General features: G+C 60.9%; 13 protein-coding genes and 3 tRNA genes. 2 read left to right on the forward strand and 14 right to left on the reverse strand.

Translation table 11 applies throughout. From position 1 onward, the window contains the following. Nucleotides 1–85: 85 nt before the first annotated feature. From SADO_RS15735 to SADO_RS15745, 3 genes are all read right to left on the reverse strand, one after another. Nucleotides 86–161: transfer RNA gene (locus SADO_RS15735), tRNA-Glu, on the reverse strand. Between the two features lie 5 nt (nucleotides 162–166). Continuing rightward, nucleotides 167–242 (reverse strand) — tRNA-Ala (locus SADO_RS15740). Nucleotides 243–302: 60 nt separating this feature from the next. After that, entirely contained in the window at nucleotides 303–1385 is a 1083-nt protein-coding gene (locus SADO_RS15745; RefSeq protein ID WP_353113269.1) for a DegT/DnrJ/EryC1/StrS family aminotransferase, read from the reverse strand. A 143-nt stretch (nucleotides 1386–1528) separates the two neighbouring features. Here SADO_RS15745 and SADO_RS15750 point away from each other — a divergent pair. Beyond that, nucleotides 1529–1603, forward strand: a tRNA-Val gene (locus SADO_RS15750). Between the two features lie 131 nt (nucleotides 1604–1734). Here SADO_RS15750 and SADO_RS15755 read toward each other — a convergent pair. The 7 genes from SADO_RS15755 to SADO_RS15785 all read right to left on the reverse strand — a co-directional run bounded on the left by SADO_RS15755 (nucleotide 1735) and on the right by SADO_RS15785 (nucleotide 10533). Continuing rightward, the gene (locus SADO_RS15755; RefSeq protein WP_353113098.1) at nucleotides 1735–2079 is read right to left on the reverse strand and encodes an ATP-grasp domain-containing protein; all 345 of its coding nucleotides are present in this window, start codon (nucleotides 2077–2079) and stop codon (nucleotides 1735–1737) included. A 234-nt stretch (nucleotides 2080–2313) separates the two neighbouring features. Then, nucleotides 2314–2571, reverse strand: coding sequence for a hypothetical protein (locus tag SADO_RS15760; RefSeq protein WP_353113100.1), 258 nt, complete (start codon nucleotides 2569–2571; stop codon nucleotides 2314–2316). A gap of 288 nt (nucleotides 2572–2859) precedes the next feature. Next, a complete protein-coding gene (locus SADO_RS15765) occupies nucleotides 2860–4557 on the reverse strand; it encodes an asparagine synthetase B family protein (protein WP_353113102.1) in 1698 nt (565 codons plus the stop codon). 46 nt (nucleotides 4558–4603) lie between these two features. Beyond that, the gene (locus tag SADO_RS15770; RefSeq protein WP_353113104.1) at nucleotides 4604–5728 is read right to left on the reverse strand and encodes a CapA family protein; all 1125 of its coding nucleotides are present in this window, start codon (nucleotides 5726–5728) and stop codon (nucleotides 4604–4606) included. Next, entirely contained in the window at nucleotides 5725–7164 is a 1440-nt protein-coding gene (locus tag SADO_RS15775) for a lipopolysaccharide biosynthesis protein (protein WP_353113106.1), read from the reverse strand. Before SADO_RS15775 ends, SADO_RS15770 begins: the two co-directional genes overlap by 4 nt. Then, on the reverse strand, nucleotides 7164–9263 hold the full coding sequence (locus SADO_RS15780; RefSeq protein ID WP_353113108.1) for an RNA-binding protein: 2100 nt from the start codon (nucleotides 9261–9263) through the stop codon (nucleotides 7164–7166). Before SADO_RS15780 ends, SADO_RS15775 begins: the two co-directional genes overlap by 1 nt. A 34-nt stretch (nucleotides 9264–9297) precedes the next feature. Then, the gene (locus SADO_RS15785; protein ID WP_353113110.1) at nucleotides 9298–10533 is read right to left on the reverse strand and encodes a glycosyltransferase; all 1236 of its coding nucleotides are present in this window, start codon (nucleotides 10531–10533) and stop codon (nucleotides 9298–9300) included. 63 nt (nucleotides 10534–10596) lie between these two features. Here SADO_RS15785 and SADO_RS15790 point away from each other — a divergent pair, with 63 nt between their 5' ends. Further along, nucleotides 10597–12489 (forward strand): asparagine synthetase B family protein, encoded by a 1893-nt coding sequence (locus tag SADO_RS15790; protein ID WP_353113112.1) that lies wholly within the window; start codon nucleotides 10597–10599, stop codon nucleotides 12487–12489. On the opposite strand, the gene SADO_RS15795 is transcribed toward SADO_RS15790, so the two are convergent. From SADO_RS15795 to SADO_RS15810, 4 genes are read right to left on the reverse strand one after another with little or no spacing between them, the layout of a single operon-like run. Then, complete coding sequence (locus SADO_RS15795) at nucleotides 12465–12689, reverse strand: hypothetical protein (protein ID WP_353113114.1); 225 nt, start codon at nucleotides 12687–12689, stop codon at nucleotides 12465–12467. The genes SADO_RS15790 and SADO_RS15795 overlap by 25 nt on opposite strands. Further along, the gene (locus SADO_RS15800) at nucleotides 12686–13402 is read right to left on the reverse strand and encodes a phosphatidylserine decarboxylase (protein WP_353113116.1); all 717 of its coding nucleotides are present in this window, start codon (nucleotides 13400–13402) and stop codon (nucleotides 12686–12688) included. Before SADO_RS15800 ends, SADO_RS15795 begins: the two co-directional genes overlap by 4 nt. Then, nucleotides 13399–14691 carry a putative O-glycosylation ligase, exosortase A system-associated gene (locus tag SADO_RS15805; protein ID WP_353113118.1) on the reverse strand — a complete coding sequence of 431 codons (1293 nt, stop codon included), beginning with the start codon at nucleotides 14689–14691 and terminating at the stop codon, nucleotides 13399–13401. The genes SADO_RS15800 and SADO_RS15805 overlap by 4 nt, the downstream gene beginning before the upstream one ends. A 44-nt stretch (nucleotides 14692–14735) precedes the next feature. Next, on the reverse strand, nucleotides 14736–15857 hold the full coding sequence (locus tag SADO_RS15810; RefSeq protein WP_353113120.1) for a hypothetical protein: 1122 nt from the start codon (nucleotides 15855–15857) through the stop codon (nucleotides 14736–14738). Nucleotides 15858–15861 lie beyond the last annotated feature (4 nt).

Raw genomic sequence — 15861 nt, forward strand, 5'->3', positions numbered from 1 at the left:
AGCTCGCGCCATGATGCGAGCCGGCCCCTAAGGATCAGGCATAAAAAAGCCGCCAGTCCTTTCGGGCTGGCGGCTTCTGTCGTAATGGCGTCCCCAAGGGGATTCGAACCCCTGTCGCTGCCGTGAAAGGGCAGTGTCCTAGGCCTCTAGACGATGGGGACAGTTTTGGTGGAGCCAGGCGGGATCGAACCGCCGACCTCAACACTGCCAGTGTTGCGCTCTCCCAGCTGAGCTATGGCCCCTGATCTGCAGCGAGGGCGAATTATAGAGATTGACCGAAGCCTTGCCAACCTCTGTGAGCATTATTTTTTCAAAGCGTTGCGAAGTGCCTCTGCAACTCGCTCCTGATCGGCTATCTCAAGGTACGGATGCATGGGCAGACTCAGCACCCGCTCGGCCGCTCGCTCGGAAATCGGGATCGCGACATCGGAATACAGCGGCGGCTGCCTATTCAACGGCACCGGGTAGTAGACCGCGTTCGGAATGCCGGCTTCGTTGAGTGCGGCCCGGACGGCGTCCCGGTCGTCGACTTCGATCGTGTACTGCGCGTAAACGCTAGTGCACTCGGCCGCCAGCTTCGGGGTTTTCACCAAGTCGCCAAGCAGGTCGTTGTAGCGGGCGCCTACCTCGGCGCGACGCGCGACCTCGTCGTCGAACACTTCCATCTTCGCTAGCAGGACTGCTGCCTGGATCGTGTCGAGGCGACCATTGATACCCAGACGCGGATGATAATACGGCGCGCTCTGACCATGGTTGCGCAACTCGCGCATACGCTCGGCAAGCGCCGCGTCGGTCGTGAACGCCGCCCCGCCGTCGCCGTAGCAGCCGAGTGGCTTCGCCGGGAAAAACGACGTGGCCGACAGGCTGGACAGGCCGCCCGACCGCTTCCCCTTATAAGTGGCGCCGAAGCTCTGCGCCGCGTCCTCGATCACGGGTACGCCATGACGTTCGCCAATAGCGTTGATCGCGTCCATGTCCGGGATCTGCCCGAACAGGCTGACCGGCACGATCGCCTTGGTGCGGTCGGTGATTGCGGCTTCGATCAGGTCCGCGTCTATGTTGTACGTGTCTGCGTCAATATCGACGAATACAGGCGTCGCTCCAAGCAAACCGATCATCTCGCCCGTCGCAATGAAGGTGAACGGCGTAGTGATCACCTCGTCGCCCGGCCCAATGTCCAGTGCCATCATCGCCACCAGCAGCGCATCGGTACCGCTGGACAGCGCGATGCAGTGCTGAACACCGACGTATTCCGCCAGCCGCGCCTCGAGCGCCTCGACTTCCGGGCCCATGACATAACGGCCATGGTCGAGTACCGCCTGGATGCGCGCATCCACATCCGGCTTGATGCGCTGATACTGTGCTTGCAGGTCGATGAGTTGCATCCGGGCTCCCGGTTCAAAGGCTTCGTGGTAAAAACACGGGAATTCTAGCATCGCCAAGCTGAACACGGCCCAGCCGAGCGCAGCCGATTTTCGTTGACCCGGACCGCCACCGGCACTAGAATCCTGCGCTCGCAACGCGGAATGGGCGGTTAGCTCAGCGGTAGAGCACTGCCTTCACACGGCAGGGGTCACTAGTTCGAACCTAGTACCGCCCACCATTTGCGGCCCTGGCCAAGCGTCGGGCGCGCGTTCTGCATTCTCCAGACGATAGATCCCGGTCCTGCACGGCGATAAGCCGCGCGGCGTGCTTCCTGCCGACTATCTATGGTCAGCCCGCCACCTGCTTGCCTCATGATTTGCCGCGAACCGTTGTCTCCAGATGGTTCAAGAAATCCTCGAATATCGCGTCTTCCGGCGCCGGGGATTCCTCGCTCCAAAAAAGCCTCCCGGCATCGGCCTCACCTGCGAGCAGCCAGTGTCCCGCACAGTCCCGTACGGCCCAGTTCGCGTAGCTGAACGTCAGCTCGACGACTACGGGCGTACCCGTCCGACTCAGGAAATCGACGCCGGCAGTTTGCGTCTGGAGATGCCGCGCGACTCGAAACGCCAACCGCAGAGCGCGCTCGTCGATCAGGGCCGGGTCGAGTTCGAACCGTCTGCTCCCACTGGCGCGGAAGTCGCCTGGGCGGTGCAATCGACAAAAGGCGAATGCTCGACTGCCGAAGACCGTAACGCGCGTATCGAAATGGTTATCCGGCAGAATTCCTTAGCGAGGAGGTAGCCGTGCTCCAGTTAGGCCTCGGCGGTCGGGCTATTCGGAAATCGCCGCCGCAGAACTTCGACCGCAACGCGGCCACGGCGGTCTAGTTTGCGAGCACCGGCTGCCGGGGCATAGCCGAGCGAGAGCGCGCCGGACCGAACAACTGGTCTACGAACGCGAGTGCGTCTTCCACGCTGTTGACGAGTCGAACGTTGCGAGCTTGATACCACTGGGAAGCTCGAGCCCAAACGGATAGTCGGCGCTCTCGCAGAAAGCCTCAGCCTGATCGCGGCGCCAGAACACCTGCGTCCTCGGCTGAGGGATATCCGCCGCGCGAAGAGAATATTGCTCAGCCAGCTTGTCTTCGAAATGCCATGGCGTGTGCAGGTTTGTAAAAACAGGTATCCCCAGCCCCTCCTCGACCACGTACAACTTCCACTAGGCATTGAGGCGAGGATTTACCAATGGCGACGGCCGCCGCATGAAAGCATTACGGGCCTCAATATGGCCCATCAAGGCTGGCTATTACACATCAACTTCTGCTGTTTCAAGCTGCGCCCGTCACGCCAGAGCGTGCTAACGCTCTGAATTGGATTGCGATCTGTCATTCCCCCTCCCTTGCACTGCCCGCGGTCACTCGCTTGAACTTCGATACAGGATGAAGTTCGCGCGCTTGCTATTCACCCGCATTTGCCTCTCCCTGGACACCGCCAGTCAACGATCAAACACGCGCGACAGGCCGTCACCATGTAAGGCACGCCATGCCTTCCAGTGGAACAGCAACTTCCAGGGCCGAGATGCTCTCTTTGACTCGCTCTGTAATGCACCGAGACACCCTGAATCCAGCCAGGCATCGTCTTTCGCGACAAGAGCCTCCGACAGGAATCGCGAATGCGGCGGACTTCTGTACTGCAACGCGCCCGCCACGGCACCGAACAGGCTTGGATAACGCTCCCGCGCTCGAGTCCACGCGATGCGCGCACGCTGACCGTGAAACGCCGGATTGAACCCTGGCGCCTTGAGCAACAGGCCGCCGCTGAGAAACGGCAACCTCAGACCACGTCGGTCGAGCCTTGAGAAGAGATCGTAGTAGAACGCCGCGTTGCGCTTCGCTTCAATCGGGATCAAGGCCGCGTGATCGATGAACTCCCGGGATAAACCGGGCGTGTAGGACAATGCGTGATTGGCGTACACCTTCAACGGATTCATCGCGGGCCGGTTGCGACTGCGGTTTTCGATCACGAACCTGGCGAGGCCGTAGCCATCGCGAGTCAAGCGATCAAACTGGCTTTCGAGGTCCTCTTCGAAGCCACGGCGCATCGCACGGACGACTTCGGACTTAAATAACTGCGCCGCAGCGCGCCAGTTGGCACTGTCCGGACCCTGGATCTCCTGCTGCCTGTAGGCGTGAAACCCGCCCTCCGGCTGGTGCAGCGGCATGAACCAGAAGCCCGGCGCCAAGCCATCCCAGACCGCGCCAGGTTCGGCCTGCGCGCCGACCTTGGCGATAAACAGATCGAGGCTTGGAAAGCCTACATCGCTCGCCGCGAGATAATCCAGATAAGCGGCCGAAGAAAAAAAGTTCGCCGCAGGCCGTACTTTCCGCAAGGCCACACCCGCTTGCCGCGCGACGCGCTCGGCGAGACGGCCGTCAATATCGCCATGCTCGTCCTCGTGCGCGACCGCGAGCGCTGTCACCGGCACACCCGCGCGCTTGAGCAGGAACAGAAGCAAGCGCGAGTCAAAACCACCGCTCAGCAATAGGGTACCCGGCGGCCCGACCTTTCCGTAGGCTCTGACCTCGGACTCCAGCGCGCCCACAAAATCGTATTCGCGCCATGCATCCGAGGGCTCCGGCCAATGCCAATGACACTCTATGCGAAGTTCACGCCGCCGGCAGTCATAGGTTAGAAGGCTCGCTGCCGGCACCCGTGTAACACCATGCATCAAGCTACGGTCACCGATCGGATGCCCCATCGATATGAACGCACCCCAGGCGGCCAGGTCGGGTTCGCCCTCCAAGGCCTTGGTCTCCGACACTAGGGTCAAACCCGTTTCATCATGACGCATGTAAAGCGGTTGCATGCCGAGGCAGTCGGTCGCCACCACCAGCACACGGTTTTGCGCATCCCAGAAAATTCCTGCGAATGCCCCGTCGCATTGAGGAAACAGGCGCTGAGCAGCACTCGCGTCGGTGAACTGTCGATCGTCCGGCGCGTTGATCGGCACGCCTGAGAAGAGCAACAGGTTGCCGGTATCCGGCAATGAAGCAGCCCCCAGGCACCCGATGAAACCATCATCGACGACGCGTGTTGCCGCGGGCATCGAGGTCAGGTTCTGACGGCACAGCATCTTCTCCACGTCCTTAACGGCGCCGCCTGCCAACCGAACCGCAAGCTTTTTAACTCTCATCGTCGTTACCGACAAACACCGCGCGCGGCGCGGCAGAAACTCAAGGCTAGATATAACCGCCCGACAACAATCCGAGTAACCAGCGTCTATTCTGGCGGCGCACAAATAGCCGTGCCAGATCGCCAAGCGCCTGTTTGAAGCGGAGTCGCCTGAGGCCATAATAGAAAGCCCAGAAGTGAAGACTGGCTTCGGCGCGACAACGCGCGAACCATATCGCCCTGACTTGCCTGTCGTGCGCGAGTGCACAAGACAGCGACTCGAAAGCGTCGCTCGCTTCATCCAAGCCCGCAGTGACCAAACGCGGGAAGCCCGTCGACGTAATCGATACCGGTACAACGTGGCGCGAGAGCGTCCGGGTATTGGCGGCCACGTCGATATCCACGATGAGCACAGCGCTATCAGACACGCCCGCGTGCGACTCCTGATAACTATTGCCCTGGATTGAGAAGATGAAGTTCCCTAGGGAATAGGCAATCAGGCCATCGCGCCACTTTTCTGCGCCTTGTAAAACATGGGGGTGGTGCTGGATCACCAGGTCGGCGCCCTCGGACACGAGCCGGCGCGCAAGACGCTGTCGCCAGGGCGCGGGCATCGTCGTGAACTCCAGATCCGCGTGCAGCGTGACGACAATCAGGTCGGCTTCGGCCGCTGCGTCGCGTATACGTTGTATTAACCGAGTCTCCTGCAAAGGTGCGACCCCTGCACGATCTGCGCTCGCATAGTAGCGCTCACTGTCACAAGCACCCAGAAACGCGATACGCGTACCGCGTACGCTCCGATACGCCGGAGCTTCGGCTTCGTCCACATTTGCGCCTGCTCCGAACGCGCTGATTCCGGCCTTATCCAGATTCGCTCGGGTGACGGCTAGCGACTCAGGTCCGCAATCAAGCATGTGATTGTTGGCCAGACATAGAACGGAGAATCCGGCGTTTGCAAGCAGTGGCGCGGCCGACACCGGCGTGGCCATCGGCTGGCTACTTTCCTGCGCTGTACAGCGCTCGTCTACCAGACAGCATTCCAGGTTGCCGACCAGAAGGTCCGGCTCGCCTATCGCGGCCTCGATGGCGCCCCAGTCCGGAATGACCTTCGGTGGCGGCACCTGCCGCTTCATGAAACCGAGCGATATGTCACCGACGAACGCCAGCCTGATTCGACGGCCCGTCGTACTCATCGCCTGACCAGCTCGAATACTTCGCGTGACTCACGCCGATAGACACCGCCCATCAATGCTGCGTATACAAGCGCCCCGATCCCGATAAGAAAGATCAGACCCAGGATCGGGTTCGGCAACAATGTCGCAACGCTTTCACGGGCAACGACCACGGCGCCGTACATGACGGTCGCGCCGAACGCCGGCCGACTTATCGCCAGGAAGTACTCGCTGATGCGCACACCGATCGGTGGCAACGAGCGACGCAACCGCAGCAGCACGAGAACCGGGAACGCGATCACCCACGCGATCGAGACGCCGGTGAGCCCACCCATAACGGTCCCGAGCAAAAACGCGGGTGGCATGATCACGGATGCGATCACCAGATTCCCGGTACCGATCTCGGGCTTTCCTATCGCCTCAAGCGCCGGACTGCCCGCGTTGGAGATCATTCGCAACGGCATCACGAGCGTGAGCAGTTGCAGCGGCAGAATCGCCGGCTCCCACTGCACCCCAAGCACGACAGAAACCAGTTCGGGCGCGACACTGGATAGACCAAAGAAAACGGGGAAAGCAAAGAAGCTGATCAGCCGGACGACCTTGAGGTAGTGGGCGCGCACGATCTCGATATCAGCTTGCACCGACGAATACGCGGCCAACCCGACCTGGTTGATCAGCCCGGAAAGCTTCTGCATCGGCATGGAGGCCAACTGTAGCGATACCGCATAGAACCCCAGGATCTCGTGGCCGAGCAACTTGCCGACAATGAAAATATCCGCGCGGGAATAGAAGTACCACAACACTCGGCTCGCGGTGACATAGCCGCCGAAGCGACTCATCTGCCCCATACCGGCTACAGAAAAACGCGGCCGACATCGGTGTCGCACAACCAGTAACAGCCCGACCGGCCGTACCACCGCGCCCGCAAGGCTCCCAAAGACCAAAGCCCAGACGCCGTAGCCCAGGAGCGCGAAGGTCAACGTGAACGCACCGTTGGACATCATGGCTGCAAAGTTCACGAACGATTTCGCCTTGAACTTCATGCTCCGGCTGAGCATCGCGTCCTGCACCACGCCTACCGCCGCGAGCGGGAACTGGAGGCCCAGCACTCGGATCATCGTGGTCAGGCGTTCATCCCCAAAGAACAAGGCGATACCCGGCGCCCCCGCGAAGAGCAACGCGTAGATGCAACCGTTGCCGATGATCAACAGCCCGAAGGACTGCTCGATCTCACGCTGGGTCAGGTCGCGCCGCTGCACCATCGCGGAATACAACCCCATCTCGCGGAAGAGTTCAGCAAAGCCGATCATCACCGTGGCTAGCGCCATCAACCCGTAGTCCTCGGGCGATAGAAGGCGGATGACAACGAGTGTGATCGCCCAGAGGATTGTCTGACCGAGAAAACGCGCCGCGGCCAGCCATTTCAGCGAATGCAGTACTTCGGTTCGAAGACTCATCAGCGTGGTGCATCAGCCTTGGGCACGATCGCCCAGTTCGGATACGTCGCGTAATCGGGTTTGGTCGTGCGGCTTTCGAACTGCATCCATGCCTTTTCAGCATTGGGAACGCCTGCATCGACAGCAGCCGCCAATGCCGGCTGCATGTTCGCCGGAAAGCCTTGTTCGCTCCATGGATAGCCCGACATGTCGCCAGCGCGATACCCCTTGCCCAATCGCGATGCCATTTGCTGGCTGGCGCAATCAGCCTGTGCGATCTCCGGCTTGGCCGATTCAGCGTAGGCCTTGGCGAACGTGTCGTAGAAAGGCGCGGACTTGCTGTCACGCACGTTGAGCGTATAAATGGCGCCGAGCGCCCAGCAATAGCCCGGAGCGGTCATGCGCCCCACCGGAAACCGCGCCTTGAACTCGAGCATGGGGCGAGCGCGCTCGAACCCCAGACCTACGACGTACCCCATCGCCCAGGTAAAGAAGTCGTCCTGCCACGGCGCAAGCCCCCTGCCTTTGTTGTAGGGCATGTAGCCGACAAGGAATCCGAGCTTGTTGGCCTCCGGATTATCGGGATAGCGGGCCAGATACCAATCGATGTTGTTCTGCAACTGGCGATTCCAGTACGCCTTCATCGGATGGTTGTCCGGCGTGATGTATGCCGTCTGTGCCAGCGTACGCAGCGACCAGGCCTGACCGCGCACCTGGGTCCACTTGTACCAACCCTTGTCCTTGCCCCGGTAGTCCGGCGATGTCCGCAGCGGGTTCCAGGCGCTCCAGAACTGCAGCTCTTCGAGATAGTAGTAGTCGCCGGTCAGAAGGAACGGCACAAACGCAAGCGAAGGCTGATGCGTCCAGTCCGCCCTTAGGTTGTTGGGATATTCGCCGTACTCCGCTTCCGGAAGGGGATTCTTCTTCCAGTCGAGCAGGTTGAAATGCGTGGTGAGATTCGGATGATCCTCGATAGACACCGGAAGCCCGGTTGCCTCGTCGCGCAGATGAATGGGCCAGCTACCCGCCAGTTCACCCACGCTATTGCTGACTTGCGCCATGCGTGGGTCCATCGTCAGAAGATGCATCACCGTCCAGAGCGGCAGCGGCCCGATATCCGGCCGTCCGCCACTCTGGGCCATGGGATTGGTCACGATCGATATGCCCATCGGATTACGATCGCTCGCGATATATCGCTGGTACAGGTTGGCAACCGTTGCAGAAGGGATACGCAACGAGCGGTCATAGTTGGGTATCGTGCCGGTCGCGACGAGATAAGCCAGATCGTGCTGCACATGGGGGGTGGGCGTACCACCCGCCATGAAAGTGCGCCGCCAGCGGGCATGATCAGTGTGAACCAGCACCGGCGATTCATAGACCGTCTGGCCATTGATGCTGATGTTTACCCCATACTCGACGTTGCGCGGCTGCGGCTTGAACGTCCAGGTGTTCTCGAGCAGGACCTCAAGCCGCGCATCATCGCTGCCGCTGTACTGCCGTAGTGTGAAATACGCCTCAATTCGATCGTGCGCGCGACCCGCAGCACGCACGGGTCCCTGCACCCGCCACTCCTTGACCAGCGGTCCGTCGAGCCAAACCTCGGGACGCTTCTCGGCCCACAGGTCGGCGAACGAGGCCGAATAATCCTCCCCGTCGATCCGGAGTTGGACGCGTGAATCGAACGGCTGACGTGGTGCCGCCGCGCCGGACTGAGGGGTCGCGCCGGGATTTTCACTGACGCGCCGCAGCCTCAACTGCAGACGTTTACCATCTTTCATCGCCGGCAATGCCACCGTGACCACGCCGAAACGCCACGAGCCATCGGGATGGGATGTTTTCCAATCCACCTGTGTCGGCAATACGCGACCGCCCAGGGTTTCCACACGTATCGTCTGCGAGCGCGCTACATCGCCTGCGACAAAGGGTTGCCCGAAGGTTATGAAGGGAGTGCCATCGTCAGCACTCGCGATCGCCGCCAGCGACGTGACGATATCCGCGCTGGCCGTGTTCGCTGTCGCCGGCCCCTCAAAGGCGGCGTATGCCTCTCGCACGGGCAGCTGGCATGCGACCAGAACCAATAAGAACCAACAAGGAAAGAAATACCGCTGCACGACCATCACCACCCTTCCCCAAGGCCGTACCGACGAACGCCGATCAGGCCAGCGTGTTGAATATCTCTGCCAGTTGTCGCGCCCCGCCCCTGCGTGAGAAGCCACTCACCTTGTCGGGCGATATCTTATATTTATCACACCCCGAGCGAATCGACGTGAGAAATTGCATCAGTTGTTCCCGAATTCTGTCGGCATCGTTCATGGGCGCGTACGCGCCATCAATCATATCGTCCACCAGATTCGCGGTATCGCCGCCCGGCTCGACGAGCGCGAGCATTGGCCGACCCGTGCGAAAGTACTCATAGACCTTGGCCGGAATCTGTCGGTTGTAGCGCTCCCCCTGCCAGAGCAACAGCCCGTCCGCCCCCATCTGCTCGGCGAGCGCTTCTCGATAGGGAATGGCCGGCTCCAGCCGAACGATATCCTCGATCCCCATCGATCGGATGACCGAGTCGTAGTGAGCCTCGTTGCCGCTGGCCCTGAGCACCACTACGAGGTTATCCGCGCGAACCAGCCCCTCCGCCTTGAGTTTTGCGAGCGCGACGAAGAACGCTTGCGGATCACGATGCTCTCGATAAAGTACACCGCTGTGTAACAGCTTCACCGGACGACCACTTGCCGCAGGCGGTGCAGCGTCGGCCAGATCAGAAAAATCGCCTTCATCGTAGCCGTTGGGAATGACCTGCCACGTTGCATCGGTCTTTTCGGGGAAACGCTGACGATAAAGCTCGGCGGCGCCGCGTGTCGTGAAGACACCCCGTGCGCAGTGCGCAACGGTCGCCCGCTCTACCCACGCGCGGGTCCGGTCTGTCAGCGGACTCTTGAGTACCGATGTGCCGACCGGGTCCCTGAAATCTGCAATCCAGGGCAGCCCGGTCAGGCGATGTAGCGTCAACCCTATGAGATGCGCTGTCGTAATCGGATAGGTGGACCAGATCACTTGCGGCTTGTGCCTGCGAATCGCTGCCAGGCCACGTATGACACCCGCAAACCACCAACTCCACCAGCGATCGGGCTGCGCTACCCATACCGGATAGTTACCGCGTAGCCCCATGACTTTTTTGGCGTCGAACGCGAATGCGCGAGCGACCTCTGTGGCATCGGGAATAGCCGCGAGGCTGGACCGGTCTATGCGTGGATATGCATTTGCGGTCGCCGTAAGAACAGCGGGCTGCCACCCGAAATCGGGCAGATGTCGACAAAAAGCCAGAGTTCTAAGCTGCCCCGTGCTCGACGACGAAGGCGGAAAATCATAGGCAATAAAAAGGGCGTTCTTCATCGTCCGTCAGTATGATCTTGCCAGTGGAGCGTATTACCACCGACTGGGCTTTGCACGGCTATCATGCACAAAACCAATGACAAAAGTCCCGCTCCGATCAGTATGGCCGCAGCGCTCGGTAAAATTCAGCAATTTGTCACGATCAGCGGCGGCGATTCCGGTCGGCGACAAGACCGCGCCGAACGTGTGCGCACGCTATTTCGGATGCTCGTTGGCGACACGCCCTGTATCGAGCGCCGGGCCGGTGCCACCCATCTCGTCGTCGCTTGCACGCGACCTGATGAACCGCAGCCCTCGATCGGCTGTGGCCACGGAAAACCTTTTCTGTTCCGAGCAGGCTCACCCATACACACGGCCAGGGGCGATTTTGATGCGAACGCTCTGCTCGCCGCCGCCCAATCGGCCCCTGTACTTGCTCGCGCGCTGGAACACTACGACGGCCAGTTCGCACTACTCGCCTGCCGCGGCGATACCTGCTCGCCACTGCTGGTGACCGATCCGCTCGGACAGTTCCATGTGTACACAGCTCGGCAGGATGGACTCGTGTTCCATTCAAGCTCGTCGCTGTTACTCGCCGCACTGACGGCATCGGATTTTGATGGCACGAGCGTTCGAGAATTCGTGGCCCGAGGCAATTGCTTCTCGGATCGGACACTGTTCTCAACAGTCCGCAAACTACCCGGCGCTTCGGTGATCGACCTCGATGCAAGCGCGGAAGCACCTCCCAGCCGCTATTGGCAGCTGGCCGATGCGCTGCCGCAAAACACGTCGGCCGGCACAGGCGTTAAAGAGGTTGGCGAACGGCTGCGTGATTGCATTACAGCGCTGCGCTCACAATATCCACGACCAGTATTCGACCTGACTGGCGGGTTCGATTCACGCATTATTTATGGCGCGGCGCGTCAACAAGGCGCTGCCGATCCGCCGAGCACGACGGTAGCCGGAGCGCCGGGCGACGCCGACGTACGCTGTGCGACTCAGATCGCAGCCCGCTTCGGCAGCCCACACCACACCGTAAGTCCGCTGCCTGGGAGCGTGAACTTGTGGCAGGCTGCGAAAGATTGCCTGGCATTGACCGATGGTGAATACGACCTGCTTGAATACGCAGGCATCCATGCCGTACAGCAGCGAATGCGCCAGCGATTCGGGCTCAGTGTCAACGGCTCTGGCGGCGGCCTGCTTCAAGGCTACTGGTGGGAACTGCTCAAGCCAGGTCTGGGCGAGCAGGGAGACTTTCCGTTCGAGCGGGTCGCAGCGCGCCGTCTTGCGCCGGCCCCACAAGCAGTCGCACTGTTGAAGCATACTTTTAACGATTCACTGGCCGATCACTTCCGCGATCTCGCGGTGGCGGTCGATCAGCCGGTCAGCGCTCTACCGAACACCGCTCGCATGGATCATCTGCTACTGCGCATGCGCGTGCAGCGTTGGCAGGGACGTATCGCAAGTTCAACCAGCCGCTTTCAGGACGTGGTCTCGCCCTTCCTGCTGCGTCCGGTTCTGGAGGCTGTTCTCGATGTGCCGGCAAGGCGCCGCGATCGCGGCAAGGCCTGCCGACTTCTGTTGCAGGAACTCGACCCGGCACTTGCCCGAATGCCTCTGGACAGCGGGATGCCCGCGACCCCCCTAACCGCCACGACCTGGCCGGCGCATGCCGTCACAGGCGCGCAATCGGCGTTTCGGCGTGTACTCATGCGGGCTCGGCCCAACCGTATTTTCGCCGAGCGCGCGACGCGTATACAGGTACTGCTGGCAAATCAGGAGGTGCAGGATTATCTCGACATGGATCACATGCGCATGGCCGATCTATTCAATGCCGAACAGCTTGAGGATGTCATTCAGGGCGCGTGCCGAGGCAGCGCCTGGAATACCACCCAACTCGGACGTGTACTGACGCTGGAACACACCGCGAGAACACTGGAAAAGGAAGGCGGCTACAACCCTGCAGTTCGTTTCTGAGCAATCCGCCGAAACAGCACCAGCAGCAAGCCTAGTGTCACGAGCCAGGCAACAGCAGCGCCGAGCAGCAACCACTCGAACGGCGCATTGACCGTGCGCCACGCATAGTCAAAGAGCACCACGAACAGGCAATGAAACGCGACAAGAACCACGGGCGGCCAGGCGAGCCGTCCGGCGACAGTAAAGCGGAAACCGGTCATTCGTTCGCCTCCATGATCAGCGATTCCCCCGCCGCAACACGCTGGCCTACCTTAACCGCGACCGGCAGATCCCTTGGCAGCTGGAGGATGACGGTACTTCCCAGAAGGATCTGACCAATCCGCTGGCCTTTCTTCAGCTCGTCGCCCTCCTGCACCCACAGACGAATACGCTGCGCCATGATGCTCGTGATCAATCGAGTCTTGATCACGCCGAATTCCGTTTCCATCGTGAGCACCTTCTGTACCGGCGCCATCTTGTCGCGCAGATAAACCATGTTCTTGAACTCGCCGTTCATGAACGTGTCGCCTTTCGTCTCCACCGACAGCACACGCCCCGCCAACGGGCTCCGCTGGACATGGACGTCCCAAAGCGTCAGCGCGATATCCAGGTACGTCCAATCGGCGTCGCTGGAAATCGCTCGCACGATGCCATCCGCGGGCGCGACGATATTGTTCCCAGCGGGCACCGTTCGCTCGGGGTCGCGCAGGAAATAGTCAAGGAAACCTGCCGGCACGTTGCCCTCTTCCCAGTCACGCTTGATCTTCTCAACCGGCCAACGTTTCTGGGGATCGAGCAGCGGTTGTATCGTCGGCGACGGATAGGGAAAAGATCGGGCAAACAACACCACGAGCGTCACGCTACCGGCCAGGATCACGATCTGCCATATTAACGTGGCCCAGTCCGTGGCGTTCCGCTTCAACTCATCGCTCATGACAGGGCCTCGACATTGGGACGTGCAGCACGCCGGGATTTTGCGGCGACTGGCTCGGCGACGAACTGCACGCGAACCAGGGCGATGATCGCTAGCAACTGATAGATCAGATCAAAATACGGCAGCGGCAGAAAGGCGCCTGCGACAGCATAGGCCACGAGACTGACTTGCAGCATCGAGGCCAAGTCGTAGGCCCATTTTTTCTCCGGGTCTTCGAAAGTCTGGCGTCTGATCGCGTTGCAGGAGCGCCAACCGGCAATCAAAAGCGCAAGGAACAGGCCGAGGCCGACAAAGCCGTGTTCCGCTAGCACTTGAAAGAAAATACTGTGCACCGCGCGCGGTTTGGACGCGTTAGGGGGCGCATAGCGCCAGAAGATGGTGCTGTTCGTCGATGCCCCAAACCCACCGCCGCGCGCCGGTCTATCGAGACCCAGGTTGACCGCGAAACGCCACGTTTCGATACGGCTGACCGCCGATCCTTCGGTCTGGTAGTCCGTGATCGTATTCATACGGCTCGCCCATTTATCGGGCATGACACTCAACAATAGCGGCACGGCCAGCAGTGCGACGATGAGGAAGCCGGCACGCTTGCGTGACTTCAGCAGCAGGAACATTCCAACGGCGGCCAGACCAAGCATGCCGCCGCGCGAGTAAGTGGCGAGCACGGCCAGCGTAATCAGGACCATGCAGAGCATGAAGCCCATACGTGACCACCGGTGGGTCGCCTGCAGGTGAAGATAACGAAACAGGGGCAGCACGATACACAGCGCCAGCGCCAACGCATTGTTATCGGTGATGAAGCTTCCCGCGGGGCCAAGCACACGATTGCCGCCGCCGGTAAGAATCGTGAATATGCCGCCCTTGATGCCGTAGAACCCGATGGAAAAGGCGATGACCACAACGAGCCAGTGAATCTTGGTCTGGCCGCGCACCAGCACCAGCGTCGCCAGAATCATCGCCTGAATCTTGACGAACTTCTCGAAACTGGGCCAAGCCGCGTCCCCGGAGAAGGCGAACAACGTCGTTACTGCAGTCCAGAAAAGGAAAGCGGCAATCAGCCAGGTGATCGCCGAGGACGGAGGCGCCCATTTCTCGCGGGCATAGAACATCCCCGCCAGCGTAAGCAGCGCCACGATCTGTACCCACGGCAGGCTGTAGGCGAATCCGTAGGTCAGCCGATGCGGGTTCATGTATCCGAGCCAGGACCAGGCAAGCACGCCGATATAGGGCTGGACGATGATCAGCGGCAGTAGCCCGAGAATCAGCATGCTGAGCGCGATATCCCTCATGGCCGATCTTGTCCTGTCACGTTCATGAAACGCTCCTGAAGGCGCTATCGGTCCGCCGGATAACCGGCTTCCAGCATAAGCGCGTCCATGAAGAACTTGGCCGCCCAGTTGGGATATCGATAAGTCATGTAGCCGCCGTCGACGGGATGGGAGCCCTTGACACCGCCGCGTACGCCGGGATGACGGCTGCTCCTGTCCTGGACCGAGATATTGAAACGGTTGGCACGCTCGGCGTTATCGACAAGGCGACGGTCGCCATGGATTTCTGCAAGTCGCAGCCAGTTGATCGCCATTTGCGAATTGCCGGTGAGACAGCTCCAGCGCGCGGCGGCGCGCCAATCGCCATCCAGCCGCCCGGGCAGCGCGCCGTCAGAACGCTGGGACAGCGCCACCGCCTCGGCCATACGGCTGGCGGCCGTCACGGCATTCTCGTCCTCTGCGACCACGCCGACCTCGAGTATGCCTCGTATCGAGTAGGCGATCGTATGCGTGAGCGGGCGGCTGTCATCATCGAGACAGTTATGGTCCAGCCAACCGTTAGCCTTTGCTCTGGAGAGCACCGCGCGTACATTCGCAAGCGCGCTCTCGACGAAGTCCGGGCGTTCAAGCAACACCCCGGCGCGCGCCAGACCGAAGGCCGAGCGGGTGTTATAGCTGTTGATCTGCTGAGCGGCGAATGGCGATGCGAAACGTCGCCAGTGCCCGTCCTTGTCCTGGGCCGCCACGAGCCACTCGCAGGCACGCACAAGCGATGTCCGCCATCGCTCGTCGCCGGTCTCACGCCACGCCCTCGCCCAGCCGAACAATACTTGCCCGGTGTTGAATACCGTCGGCGCGACCGGCTGGGAATCGATCGTGCCCGCTCGCACGCCACCCTCGCCAAGCTGAATATCACTTTCCCAATGCGCCATCCGCAGCGCCCGGTCGCGAAATTCCTCGCGGCCCGAGAAGGCCGCATAATCGAACAGGGTCGGGATGATGTAACCGGTGGTTTCCGGATACGAGTCTTTCCAGGCAGATCGCTGGAGGTCGTACCACGCCGCCGCCCCGTCGTCCGGGGTCGCATTCTGCGCGGCCGCCAGCCAGCCGGCGGCCGCGGCCAATGCGCTTTCTCGCGAAGCCTGATTCGTCCGACGCAGACCGGTAAGCCGGTCTTTGATCGCCAACCCC

Source organism: Salinisphaera dokdonensis CL-ES53 (assembly GCF_040361215.1).
Lineage (GTDB): Bacteria > Pseudomonadota > Gammaproteobacteria > Nevskiales > Salinisphaeraceae > Salinisphaera > Salinisphaera dokdonensis.